General features: G+C 73.5%; 10 protein-coding genes. 7 read left to right on the top strand and 3 right to left on the bottom strand.

Annotation, left to right across the window (positions count from 1 at the left end; genetic code table 11):
- Window positions 1-298: 298 nt before the first annotated feature.
- Window positions 299-2,659 carry a GTP-binding protein gene (locus ACWCQS_RS04355; protein WP_451003048.1) on the bottom strand — a complete coding sequence of 787 codons (2,361 nt, stop codon included), beginning with the start codon at window positions 2,657-2,659 and terminating at the stop codon, window positions 299-301.
- Window positions 2,660-2,920: 261 nt separating this feature from the next.
- On the opposite strand from ACWCQS_RS04355, the gene ACWCQS_RS04350 reads away from it, so the two are divergent.
- The 7 genes from ACWCQS_RS04350 to ACWCQS_RS04320 are packed head-to-tail and all read left to right on the top strand — an operon-like array spanning window position 2,921 to window position 10,652.
- Window positions 2,921-3,412, top strand: a complete 492-nt coding sequence (locus tag ACWCQS_RS04350; RefSeq protein WP_451003047.1) for a (2Fe-2S)-binding protein — start codon at window positions 2,921-2,923, stop codon at window positions 3,410-3,412.
- Window positions 3,409-5,886 carry a xanthine dehydrogenase family protein molybdopterin-binding subunit gene (locus tag ACWCQS_RS04345; protein ID WP_451003046.1) on the top strand — a complete coding sequence of 826 codons (2,478 nt, stop codon included), beginning with the start codon at window positions 3,409-3,411 and terminating at the stop codon, window positions 5,884-5,886. Before ACWCQS_RS04350 ends, ACWCQS_RS04345 begins: the two co-directional genes overlap by 4 nt.
- A complete protein-coding gene (locus tag ACWCQS_RS04340) occupies window positions 5,883-6,737 on the top strand; it encodes an FAD binding domain-containing protein (protein ID WP_451003045.1) in 855 nt (284 codons plus the stop codon). The genes ACWCQS_RS04345 and ACWCQS_RS04340 overlap by 4 nt, the downstream gene beginning before the upstream one ends.
- A gap of 15 nt (window positions 6,738-6,752) precedes the next feature.
- Complete coding sequence (locus ACWCQS_RS04335; RefSeq protein WP_451003044.1) at window positions 6,753-7,628, top strand: AAA family ATPase; 876 nt, start codon at window positions 6,753-6,755, stop codon at window positions 7,626-7,628.
- A gap of 5 nt (window positions 7,629-7,633) precedes the next feature.
- Window positions 7,634-8,893, top strand: a complete 1,260-nt coding sequence (locus ACWCQS_RS04330; protein ID WP_451003043.1) for a vWA domain-containing protein — start codon at window positions 7,634-7,636, stop codon at window positions 8,891-8,893.
- Complete coding sequence (locus ACWCQS_RS04325; protein ID WP_451003042.1) at window positions 8,886-9,989, top strand: XdhC family protein; 1,104 nt, start codon at window positions 8,886-8,888, stop codon at window positions 9,987-9,989. The genes ACWCQS_RS04330 and ACWCQS_RS04325 overlap by 8 nt, the downstream gene beginning before the upstream one ends.
- A gap of 21 nt (window positions 9,990-10,010) precedes the next feature.
- Complete coding sequence (locus tag ACWCQS_RS04320; protein WP_451003041.1) at window positions 10,011-10,652, top strand: SRPBCC family protein; 642 nt, start codon at window positions 10,011-10,013, stop codon at window positions 10,650-10,652.
- 11 nt (window positions 10,653-10,663) lie between these two features.
- Here ACWCQS_RS04320 and ACWCQS_RS04315 read toward each other — a convergent pair whose 3' ends face one another.
- Both ACWCQS_RS04315 and ACWCQS_RS04310 read right to left on the bottom strand, forming a co-directional pair.
- The gene (locus tag ACWCQS_RS04315) at window positions 10,664-11,164 is read right to left on the bottom strand and encodes a metallophosphoesterase family protein (RefSeq protein ID WP_451003040.1); all 501 of its coding nucleotides are present in this window, start codon (window positions 11,162-11,164) and stop codon (window positions 10,664-10,666) included.
- A 9-nt stretch (window positions 11,165-11,173) separates the two neighbouring features.
- Window positions 11,174-12,184: an SDR family oxidoreductase gene (locus ACWCQS_RS04310; protein ID WP_451003039.1), complete on the bottom strand. Its 1,011-nt coding sequence runs from the start codon at window positions 12,182-12,184 to the stop codon at window positions 11,174-11,176.
- Window positions 12,185-12,215: the final 31 nt, after the last annotated feature.

Raw genomic sequence — 12,215 nt, 5'->3', positions numbered from 1 at the left:
TCTTTCTTATTTTTTTTTTTTTCTTTTTGTGTTTTTTGTTTGGGGGGGGGGGTTGGGGGGGGGGTGGTGTTGGGGTTGGGGTGGGTTTTTGTTGGGGGGGGGGGGGGGGGGGGGGGGGGGGGGGGGGGGGGGGGGGGGGGCGCCCCCCCCCCCCACCGCCAGGAATCCACTGAGGACGACCAGAACAACCAGCAGACGCACCCGGATATTCGGCATGTCCACTACAGTCCGGCGATGTCCGGACAGCGTCAACACCTTCTGACTCTTCAGTAAGTTGACTATCAGTCAGCGAACTGGCTCAATCTCCCACCCGGCGTGTCACGTTGAGCAGGTACTCCTTCCGGTTCAGCGGGTTGTGGTCGGTGCGCGGCCGTTCCGGGACCGTGCCGCGGGTGACCGGCGCGTAGTGGTCGAACGCGGTCTCCAGTTCCCCCTCGCCCCGGGTGAGTCCGGGCAGCCGCTGCCCCAGCTCGTGCACCCGGACGGCCGGCACCGTGCCCTCCAGCGCGACGGTCGCACCGAGTGCCCCGGTGGTCTCCGGTACGGCGCCCAGCCGGGCCAGCACAGGGAGCAGCGCGCCGAGGGTGTCCGCCGGGGCCTGAAGCCGGAAGCGGTGCATGGGCTCGTGCACCCGGGTGCCCGCCCGGCGCAGCGCCTCGGCCAGGACCAGCGGGGTCAGGCACCGGAAGTCGTAACCGGTGCTCGACATGCTCTTGTCGAAGCCCTGGTGGGCGTGGCTCTGCCGGGGCGAGTAGCCGGAGTGGGTCATGGTGACGGTGCAGTCGGGGATCCGCCAGCCGTGCAGTCCCTGACCGAGCGTCTCGCGGACGGTGTCCTCCACGGCCTTGAAGAAGGCGTACGGCATCGAGCCGAGCTCCACCTCCAGGCGGAACTCCACCCCGGAGCCGGGCGGTGCGGGCTCGACGCGCAGACCGACGGTGGCGAGGAACGGGTTGGCGTCCTTCTTGTTGAACTCCACGGCGTGTCCGGTGCCGACGGGGCGTTCGATGCACAGGGTCGTCGTCTCGCGGAAGCGGACGTCCAGGCCGTACTCCTCGGCGAGGGTCGCCTGGATCACCTCCTTCTGCACCTCGCCGTAGAGGGACACGGAGGTCTCCCCGCGCAACTCGTCGTGCCGGACCCCGATGAGCGGGTCCTGTTCGGCGAGCTGGGTGAGCGCGAGGTGCAGCGAGCGCCGGTCGGCGCCGGGACCGGGCACGACGACGGTCTCCAGGGTGGGCGGCGCGAAGTGGTGCGTGTACGCCCTCCCCGGCCGCCCGATCGCGTCACCGATCCGCACACCGCCGAGCCCCCACACCTTGACGATCCGCCCGGCACCGGCACGGTCCTGCCGGACGTCGGTACCGCACTCGAACACACTGAGCCCGGTGACCCGCCCCTCGGTACGGCGCCGGGCACCTGCCCCTGCCGACGGGCCGCCACTGCCGAGGCCTGCCGTGCGCCCGTCGAGCGCCCGGCCGTTCCCACGGCCACCGGCGCCCCGCCCCACCGCGAGGCCGTCGGTGCCCCGGACCCCCGCAGGACCGCCCCCACGGCCGCAGCTGACCCAGCCCGCAGCACGGTCGCCGGAGACCCGCCCCTCCACGCGGATTCCCAAGCCCGTACCCCTCACCCGGCCATCGGCGGCCGGGCCCCGCGCACCACCATCCACACCCGGCCCCTGCGCACCAACGCCGGCTTCCTCGCCCGCCGCACCGCCATCGGCACCTTGCCCCTGCACCCAACCGTCGGTGATCCGGTCCTCCACCCGCCCGTCGCCCGCACCGCCCCCCTCTCCCCCGTCCCCGAACGGGACCCGGTCGCGGATGTGGAGGGTGCCGGAGAAGATGCGGGCGTAGGCCACCTTCTCGCCCGCCGGGCCGCGTTCGACCTTGAAGACCGTGGCGGACAGGGGGCCGGACGGGTCGCCACCGGCGGCGGGCAGCAGGTGCTCGATGCCGGCGGTCAGTTCGGGCACGCCCGCTCCGGTGATGGCGGAGCCGAAGTACACCGGATGGACCAGCGCGCGCCGGGTCAGGGCGGTGAGGGCGGTGCGCAGATGGGCGTCGGACACCCCGCCGTCGAGGTAGGCGGCCAGCACTTCGTCGTCGTGGGTGGCGAGCACGTCCAGTGCGGCCGGGCCGAGGCCGGGGACGAAACGGGCGGTGGGCGTGCCGAGTGCGGTGGCCTCCCCCATCGGGACGAGCGGTACGGACAGCCTGCGGGTCATCCGCTCGAGCACGGCGGAGCCCTGCGCGCCCCGCCGGTCGATCTTGTTCACGAAGATCAGCGTGGGGATGCGCAGCCGGCGCAGGGTGCGCATCAGCACCCGTGTCTGCGCCTGGACGCCCTCGACGGCCGAGACGACCAGCACGGCGCCGTCCAGCACGCCGAGCACCCGCTCGACCTCGGCGATGAAGTCCGGGTGGCCGGGGGTGTCGATGAGGTTGACGGTGACGCCGTCGAGCGGGAAGGAGACGACGGCGGACTTGATGGTGATGCCGCGCTGCCGCTCCAGCGCGAGGGTGTCGGTGGTGGTGCTGCCGGCGTCGACGCTGCCGATCTCGTCGATCACTCCGGCGGTGTGCAGCAGCCGTTCGGTCAGGCTGGTCTTACCGGCGTCGACATGCGCGAGAATTCCGAGATTGAGCAGATGCACTGAGCGTGATGTCCTTCGGCACGGGGCGGATTCCTTCCTGGGCGGACATGCACGCAGCGCGCATCGCTGGTCCTCTCTGTGTGACGACGGGTACCGCGCAGTGCAGCAGACACCGGCATCCGGCAGCAATGGATTAACGCTCAACAAATGCCGGTCACAGCACTCGCCGTGACCAGGGTGCGGTCGTAGGGTGACGTACATCACCTCCGATGGCTGGAAATCCCTGGCTGAAAACCCTCTCCCGCACGGTCTGGAGGGCACATGACCCGCATCTCGGTGAACGTGGACGGCACGACGTACGAGGACGACGTGGAACCCCGTCTTCTCCTGGCCCACTACCTGCGCGACCGCCTCGGTCTCACCGGAACCACGATCGGCTGCGACACCTCCAACTGCGGCGTCTGCACGGTCGACCTGGACGGAGCCAGCGTGAAGAGCTGCTCGGTGCTCGCCGTGCAGACGGACGGCTGCACGGTGACCACGATCCAGGGGCTCGCCCAGGACGGCGAGTGGACGGCACTGCAGCGCGCCTTCCACGAACAGCACGGCCTGCAGTGCGGCTACTGCACCCCGGGCATGATCATGGCCGCACGCGATCTGCTGCGCGAGAACCCGCATCCCGACGCGGACGAGGTCCGGCAGGGCCTGGAGGGCAACCTCTGCCGCTGCACCGGCTACCAGAACATCGTCCGCGCGGTGCTCGCCGCGTCCGGACAACCGACTCATGCGGCTGCCGAGGAGGTCACGGCATGACCGACCAGGCCGTCGAACGCGAGGTCGGGCGTCGCCGGCTGCGCAAGGAGGACGCCCGGCTGATCACCGGTCAGACCAACTGGACCGACAACATCCAGGTGGCCGGGCTACTGCACCTGGCGATCCTGCGCAGCCCGATGGCGCACGCCCGCCTCACCCGCGTCGACGTCTCCCCCGCCCTCGAACGCCCCGGTGTCGTAGCGGCGTTCAGCGGCGCCGACCTCGCCGAGGGGCTGGGCTCGCTGCCCTGCGCCTGGCCGGTGACCGAGGACATCGTGCTGCCCGACCACCCGCCGGTCGCCGTCGACGAGGTCCGCTACGCGGGTGACCCGGTCGCGGTCGTGGTGGCCCGCGACCGGTACGCGGCCGCCGACGCCCTGGAGGCGATCGAGGTCGACTACGACCCGCTGCCCCCGGTCCTCGACCTGGAGGCCGCACTCGCCGAAGGCGCCCCGCTGGTCCACGCCGACAAGGGCACCAACCGCTGCTACACCTGGCCGCTCGCCACCGGCGAGAGCTTCGCGGCGGTGCGGGACCGCGCCGAGGTGACGCTGAAGCGCCGCTACCACCAGCAGCGGCTGATCCCCAACGCGATGGAGCCGCGCGCGGTCGTCGTCACCCCGCTCGCCGCCTCCGGCGAGTACACGCTCTACTCGGCGACCCAGATCCCGCACATCCTGCGGATCATGCTGTCCACGGTCACCGGGATCCCCGAGCACAAGCTCCGCGTCATCGCTCCGGACGTGGGCGGCGGCTTCGGCTCCAAGCTCCAGGTGTACGGCGAGGAGGCCCTCGCGCTCGCGGTCGCCCGCAAGCTCGGCCGGCCGGTGAAGTGGACCGAGTCCCGCTCCGAGGGCGCGCTCGCCACCCACCACGGCCGCGGCATGATCCAGGACATCGAGATCGCCGCCACCCGTGAGGGAAAGCTGCTGGGCCTGAAGGTCGACCTGCTCGCCGACATGGGCGCCTACCTGATGCTGGTCACCCCGGGCATCCCGATCCTCGGCGCCTTCATGTACCCGGCGATCTACAAGATGGACGCCTACGACTTCACCTGCACCGGGGTGTTCACCACCCGCACGCCCACCGACGCCTACCGCGGCGCCGGGCGCCCCGAGGCGACCTTCGCCATCGAGCGGATCATGGACGAGCTGGCCGCCGAACTCGGCCTGGATCCGGTGGAGTTGCGGCGCCGGAACTGGATCCGGCACGAGGAGTTCCCGTACACCTCGATCGCCGGACTGACCTACGACAGCGGCAACTACGAGGCGGCCACCGACAAGGCGCTCGCCCTGTTCGGATACGACGACCTGCGCGCCGAGCAGCGGGGGCGCAACGAGCGCGGCGATCCGGTACGGCTCGGCATCGGTGTGTCGACGTACACCGAGATGTGCGGGCTGGCGCCCAGCCGGGTGCTGCGCGACCTCAGGTACGGGGCCGGCGGCTGGGAGGCGGCGAGCATCCGCATGCTGCCCACCGGCAAGGTCGAGGTGGTCACCGGCACCAGCCCGCACGGGCAGGGCCACGAGACCTGCTGGAGCCAGATCGCGGCCGACGTGCTCGGCGTGCCCTTCGAGGACGTCGAGGTGCTGCACGGCGACACCAAGGCGGCCCCGCAGGGCATGGACACCTACGGCTCGCGGTCGCTGGCCGTCGGCGGCGAGGCCGTGCACCGGGCCGCGAAGACGGTCGTCGACAAGGCGCGGAAGGTCGCCGCCCATCTGCTGGAGGCCAGCGAGCAGGACCTGGAGTTCAGCGACGGTGTGTTCTCCGTGAAGGGCTCGCCCGAGGCCCGTAGGACCATCCAGGAGATCGCCTTCGAGGCGTTCACCAATCACGACCTGCCCGACGGCGTCGAGCCCACCATCAACGCCGAACACGTCGTGGACCCGGAGAACTTCTCCTACCCGCACGGCACCCACCTGTGCGCGGTCGAGGTGGACACGGAGACGGGGCGGACGCGCATCCGGTCGTACGTCTGCGTCGACGACGTCGGCCGGGTCGTCAACCCGATGATCGTCGAGGGCCAGGTGCACGGCGGGCTCGCCCAGGGCATCGCGCAGGCGCTGTACGAGGAGGCCGTGTACGACGACGACGGCAACCTCCTGTCCGGCACCCTGGCCGACTACCTCGTGCCGTCGGCGGCCGACCTGCCGGACTTCGTCACCGACCGGACGGAGACACCGGCGGCCTCCAACGCCCTCGGTGTCAAGGGCGTCGGCGAGGCGGGGACGATCGCCTCCACACCCGCCGTGGTCAACGCCGTCGTGGACGCGCTCAGGCCGCTCGGGGTGCGGGACGTGCGGATGCCGTGTTCCCCGCACCGGGTGTGGCAGGCGATCCGGGAGGCGCGGTCCGGTGCGGCCGGCGGCACCGGCGGCACGGGGCCCGCGCAGTCGGGCCAGTCCGGCCAGGCGGCCCGGTCCGGCGAGCTGGGTCAGTACGGTCGGCCCGGTGAGGAGGGTTCGGCATGATTCCCCCCGCGTTCGACTACACCCGTCCGGACAGCGTCGACGACGCGGTGCACGCGCTCGCCGACGCGGGCGACGAGGCCAAGGTGCTGGCCGGCGGGCAGAGTCTGGTGCCGCTGCTGCGGCTGCGGCTGGCCTTCCCGGAGCTGCTCGTGGACGTCGGCCGGATCCCCGAGCTGCGCGGGGTCCGCGAGGACGGCGACTCGCTCGTCATCGGCGCGATGACCACGCACCACGAGGTGGTGCACGACCCGCTGGTGCGCCGGCACGCCGGGCTGCTCGCGCAGGCGACGGCCACGGTGGCCGACCCGGCCGTCCGGCACCGGGGCACCCTCGGCGGCTCGCTCGCGCACGCCGACCCGGCCGGGGACCTGCCCGCCGTGGCGCTGACCCTGGACGCCGAACTGGTCGTGGCCGGTCCCGCAGGGCGCCGCACCATCGCCGCACGGGACTTCTTCGTGGACTACCTGCAGTCGGCGCTCGTCGACGACGAACTGCTGCTGGAGGTGCGGATCCCGAAGACGGACGGCTGGGGCTTCCACTACGAGAAGTTCCACCCGGTCGCCCAGTCCTGGGCCGTCGTCGGCGTCGCCGCACTGGTACGGCGCGACGACGGGCGGATCGCCGAGGCACGCGTCGGGCTGACCAATATGGGGGCGACCCCGCTCCGGGCGACCGCGGCCGAGGAGGCGCTGGCGGGTGCCGACGGCCCGGAGGCCGTGGCCCGGGCCGCCGAGACGGCCGCGGACGGGACCCGGCCGGCGCAGGACCTGTCCGCCTCGCCGGAGTACCGGCAGCACCTGGCGCGGGTGCTGACCAGGCGGGCGGTGCTGACCGCCACCGGAATGGGGTGAGCGCCGATCATCACGATGGACGACCCGGAGCAGGTGCGGGCCCGCCTGGAGGAGACGGGGTACCTCGTCGACGAAGGGCTGGCCGTCACCTGCTTCCTGGCCCTGAGGCTGCACCGGCCGCTGTTCTGCGAGGGCGACGCGGGCGTGGGCAAGACCGCGCTCGCCGCCGCCCTCGCCGAGGCGCTCGGCGCGCCCCTGATCCGGCTCCAGTGCCACGAGGGCATCGACGCCTCGCAGGCCCTGTACGACTGGGACTTCCCGCGCCAGCTGCTGCATCTGAGGGCCGCCGAGGCGGCCGGGGTCACGGACGCGGACCGGCTGGAGAGCGAGCTGTACGACCGCCGCTTCCTCATCGCCCGGCCCCTGCTCCAGGCCCTGCAGACCCAGCCGTCGGTACTGCTGGTCGACGAGATCGACCGGGCCGACGACGAGTTCGAGGCGTTCCTGCTGGAGCTGCTGTCCGAGTACTCGGTGACCATCCCGGAGCTGGGCACGCTGCGCGCCGAGCGCCCGCCGGTCGCCGTGCTGACCTCGAACCGCACCCGCGAGGTGCACGACGCGCTGAAACGCCGGTGCCTGTACCACTGGTTCGACCATCCCTCCTTCGCCCGTGAACTGGCCATCGTGCGCCGCCGGTTGCCGCAGGTGTCGGCGCGGCTGGCCGAGCAGGTGACGGCGCTGGTGCAGGCGCTGCGGGACGCGGACCTCATCAAACCGCCCGGGGTGGCCGAGACCCTGGACTGGGCCGAGGCCCTGGACACGCTGGGGGCGAGCGAGGTGGACGCGGACCTGGCGGTGGCGACGCTGGGCTCGGTGCTGAAGTACCGGGAGGACACGGACCGGGCACGGGGGCTCGATCTCGCGGCGGTCCTCGCGGCCCGGGGCGGGTGAGGGCGGTGGGCACGACCGGGAACGGGACGGGCCGCCCGCGCGGGTCGGACGCCGTACGGCACGAGAGGGACGCCGAACGCCTCGGCACCGCCGCCGCACGCCTCGGAGCAGACGCGGAACCCCTCGGGCCCGACGCCGTGCTGCTCGGTTTCGTGCGCGCGCTGCGCGCGGCCGGTGTCGCGGCAAGCACCGAGCGGCTGCACGCCTTCCTGCGGGCGGTGGCCGCCCTGCGGCCGGGGGTGCGGGCGGATGTGTACTGGGCGGGTCGGGCGACACTGTGTGGCGGGCACGACGACCTGGAGCGTTACGAGCGGGTGTTCGCCGCGTACTTCGGCGCCACCGACGAGCAGGCCCGCCGGCCGGTGCGTGCCGCGCCCCCGCCGCGGCAGAGGCTGGTCGCCCGGGAGACGCCCACGGGACCCCGTACGCCGGCCGAGGGCGAGCCGACGGGACCGCCGGTCGCCGCGCTCGCCAGCTCGGCCGAGGTCCTGCGGCACCGCGACTTCGCCGCGCTCGCCCCCGCCGAACGGGACCAACTGCGTCGGCTGCTCGCCGCGTTCGCCTTGGAGGGCCAGGCCCGGCGCTCGGCGCGGCGCAGGCCCGCCCGGCGCGGTGAGGTCGATCCGCGGTGCACCGTACGGGAGTTGCTGCGGCGGGGCGGGGAACCGGCCCGGCTGCGCCGGCACGCGCGCGTGGAGCGGCCTCGCCGGGTGGTGCTGCTCGTCGATGTGAGCGGCTCAATGGCGCCGTACGCCGACGCGCTGCTGCGGTTCGCGCACGCGGCGGTGCGCACGGGCCGCACGGAGGTGTTCACCATCGGCACCCGGCTGACCCGGGTCACCCGCGAACTCTCGCACCGGGACCCCGACCTGGCGATGGCGGCCGTCGCGGCGACGGTGCCCGACTGGCGCGGCGGCACCCGGCTCGGCGAGCTGGTGCGCGAGTTCCTGAACCGCTGGGGGCAGCGCGGGATGGCGCGCGGCGCGATCGTCGTCCTGCTCTCGGACGGCTGGGAGCGCGGCGATCCGGAGCTGCTCGGACAGCAGATGCGCCGGCTGCACGCCCTGGCCCACCAGGTGGTCTGGGCGAACCCGCGCAAAGCGCGCCCCGGTTACGCACCGCTGGCGGCCGGGATGGCGGCGGCGCTGCCCAGTGTGGACGCCTTCGTCGCGGGGCACAGCCTGGCGGCACTGGAGCGGCTGGCGGCGGTGGTGCGCGGTGCCGGGAGCGCCGCGGCCCCGGTGAGAGGAGCGGACGGTGCGTGAGATCCTGCCGGCGCTGGCGCACTGGCACGCGGCCGGGACGCCGTTCGGACTGGCCACGGTCGTCGCGGTCAGCCGCAGCGCGCCGCGCGGCCCCGGTGCCGCCATGGCGGTGGGCCCGGACGACGAGGTCGTGGGGAGCGTGTCCGGGGGCTGTGTGGAGGGCGCGGTGTTCGAGCTCGCCCAGGAGGTCGTGGCGAGCGGTGAGGCGCGCCTTGCGACCTTCGGCTACAGCGACGAGGACGCGTTCGCGGTCGGGCTGACCTGCGGCGGCGAGATCACCCTGCTGGTCAGGCCGGTGACGCCGGAGTCGGACCCGGCGTTCGGCGCGGTCGCCGCGTCGGTCGCCGGGGGCGAGCCGGTGACCGTGGCCACGGTGGTGGACGGACCGGCGCCGCGCGGCGCCACGCTCGCGGTCTGGCCGGACCGGGCGGCGGGCACGCTCGGCGCGAGCGGCCTCGACGTCGCCGTCACGGCCGACGCGCGCGGCGAACTCGCGCTCGGCGCCTCGGCCTTGCGGCACTACGGGCCGCACGGCGAGCGCCGCGAGGACGCCGTCACGGTGTTCCTGCAGTCGTTCGCGCCGCCGCCGCGCATGCTGGTCTTCGGCGCGATCGACTACGCCGCCGCCGTGGCGCGCATCGGCGACTTCCTCGGCTACCGGGTCACCGTGTGCGACGCCCGGCCGGTCTTCGCCACGCCCAAGCGGTTCCCGGGGGCCGTCGAGGTCGTGGTGGACTGGCCGCACCGCTATCTCGCCGGCACGGACACCGACGACCGCACCGTGATCTGCGTCCTCACCCACGACCCGAAGTTCGACGTGCCGCTGCTGGAGGAGGCCCTGCGCCGCCCGGCCGCCTACATCGGCGCGATGGGCAGCCGGAAGACCCACGAGGAGCGCCTCGAACGGCTCGCGGAGGCGGGCCTCTCCCAGGCCGAACTGTCCAGGCTGCGCTCACCGCTCGGGCTGGACCTGGGCGCCCGTACGCCCGAGGAGGTCGCCGTGTCCGTCGCCGCCGAGATCGTCGCGCTGCGCTGGGGCGGCAGCGGCGCGCCGCTGACCACCACCGCCGGAGCCATCCACCCGCCCGCCGGCTGAAGAGCCCGGAAGGAGCCTGTCATGGAACTGCACCACGAGTTCACCGTCCCCGTCCCGGTCGACGACGCCTGGCACGCACTCCTCGACATCGAACGGGTCGCGCCTTGTCTGCCGGGCGCGGTGGTGGAGGACTACGACGGCAAGACCGTGACCGGCTCGGTGAAGGTGAAGGTCGGCCCGGTCACCGTGGCCTACCGCGGCACGGCGGTCTTCGAGGAGCAGGACGAGGCGGCACACCGGATGGTGCTCGCGGCGAGCGGCCGGGAGACCCGGGGACAGGGCACGGCCCGGGCGACGGTCACCGGCACGCTGACCGAACGCGACGGCGGCGGCACGGCGGTGTCGGTGCGGACCGACCTCACCGTGACCGGCCGCCCCGCGCAGTTCGGGCGGGGCGTGCTGGCGGAGGTCGGCGACCGCCTGGTGGGCCAGTTCGCGACCTGCCTGGCGGACCGCCTGTCCGAGCCGGCACCCACGCCTGCCGCGGAGGAGCAACCGCAACTGTGGGAGGAGCCGGAGCCGGAGCCGCTGGACCTCCTGCGCACGGCAGGTCTGCCGGTGGCCAAACGGGCTGCGGCCGCGGCGGCGGTGGCCGTACTGGCATGGGCGACGGCCAGGCTGCTGCGACGCGCGCGGCGGAGGCTCACTGCCCGGCGCCGGTGACGGGCGACTCCCTACCGCTGCGGCAACCGGTGCAGGGTCACCTCGCTGAGCGCACCGTCGGCGAGCACGGCGGTCATGTACGTGCAGTGGGGCTGGCGGCGCCGGTCGGTCGGCGAGCCGGGGTTGAGCAGGCGCAGGCCGGTCGGGGCGGTGGTGTCCCAGGGGATGTGGCTGTGGCCGAAGACCAGGACGTCGAGGTCGGGGAAGCGGGCGGCGCAGCGGGCCTCGCGGCCCTGGGCGGGGCCGGTCTCGTGGACGACACCGAAGCGCAGGCCGCCCAGTTCGGCGTACGCCACCTCGGGGAGCCGGGCCCGCAGCTCGGGGCCGTCGTTGTTGCCGTAGACCCCGATGAGCCGGCGGCTGCGGCTCTCCAGCAGGTCCAGGGTGGCGGTGTCGACCCAGTCGCCCGCGTGGAACACGACGTCCGCGTGCGGGAGTTCGGCCAGCAGCGGCTCGGGGAGCCGTTTGGCGCGCTTGGGCAGATGGGTGTCGGACATGAGCAGCAGGCGCACGCCGTCAGCCTAGGCGGCGCGGGAGGTCAGCCGGCGCAGGCCGCGTACGGCGCCGAGGAGCGCGGCGCCCGCGCCGAGGGCCGTGGCCGCGGGGTGCCGGACCAGGGTCTGCTGCCAGGAACGGGGGTGCGCGCTGTCGTCGAACGAGCCGTGGGCGCCCTGGTCCTCGGTGGGGTCCTGGTCCACCGGTGCGAAGAGGTTGTCCAGTCCGGCGGGCGGGATGCGGTCGGTCTGCTGGGAGTCGAAACCGGTGCGGGCGAGGTAGCGGTCGAGCGGGGCCGGGGCGAGCCGGTTGGCCCAGATGGTGGCCACAGTGCTGGCACCGACGTAGTACTGCTTGCGGCGCGGGTGGTCGGCCGCGTGCACCACGCCCCGGGCGGCGACCTCCGGCTGGTAGATCGGCGGCACCGGCATGGGGTGCCGGGAGAGCCGGGAGCGGACCCATTCGAACTGGGGGGTGTTGACCGCGGGCAGCTGGACGACGGTGACATGGACGTGGCTGCCTCGGTGCAGCAGTTCCGTGCGCAGGGCGGAGGTGAAGCCGTTGATGGCGTGCTTGGCGCCGCAGTACGCCGACTGCAGCGGGATCGACCGCTCCCCGAGCGCCGAGCCGACCTGCACGATCGTGCCCCGGTCGCGGGGCAGCATGCGCCTGAGGGCCGAGCGGGTGCCGTTGACGAAGCCGAGGTAGGTGACGTCGGTGATCCGCCGGAACTCCTCGGGGGTGATCTCGTCGAACGGCGCGAACACGGTGGCGAAGGCGCAGTTGATCCACACGTCGACCGGGCCGAACTCCTTCTCCGCGGCTTCGGCGACGGCCTCGACCTGGGCCTGGTCCGCCACGTCGGCCGGCTGGACGAGAGGGCGTCCGCCGAGGGCCGCGACCTCGTCCGCCGCCGCCCGCAGTCCGCCCTCGCCGCGCGCGACCAGGACGACGTTCGCGCCCCTCCGGCCGTACAGCCGGGCGGTGGCGCGCCCGATCCCGGCGCTGGCACCGGTGATCACGACGGTCGAGGGCATGGTCATCTTCCTTTCCCACACGGTGACTTCA

This window comes from Streptomyces sp. NPDC002076, from assembly GCF_053593835.1.
Note: the sequence above shows the minus strand (reverse complement) of the source record. Positions and strands in the feature narration are given on the sequence as shown.

Bases quoted from the DNA above. Each gene is read 5' to 3' on its own strand.
- ACWCQS_RS04335 (WP_451003044.1), top strand. From the start codon at position 6,753: ATGGACGACCCGGAGCAGGTGCGGGCCCGCCTGGAGGAGACGGGGTAC.
- ACWCQS_RS04310 (WP_451003039.1), bottom strand. From the start codon at position 12,184: ATGCCCTCGACCGTCGTGATCACCGGTGCCAGCGCCGGGATCGGGCGC.
- ACWCQS_RS04320 (WP_451003041.1), top strand. From the start codon at position 10,011: ATGGAACTGCACCACGAGTTCACCGTCCCCGTCCCGGTCGACGACGCC.
- ACWCQS_RS04350 (WP_451003047.1), top strand. From the start codon at position 2,921: ATGACCCGCATCTCGGTGAACGTGGACGGCACGACGTACGAGGACGAC.
- ACWCQS_RS04340 (WP_451003045.1), top strand. From the start codon at position 5,883: ATGATTCCCCCCGCGTTCGACTACACCCGTCCGGACAGCGTCGACGAC.
- ACWCQS_RS04345 (WP_451003046.1), top strand. From the start codon at position 3,409: ATGACCGACCAGGCCGTCGAACGCGAGGTCGGGCGTCGCCGGCTGCGC.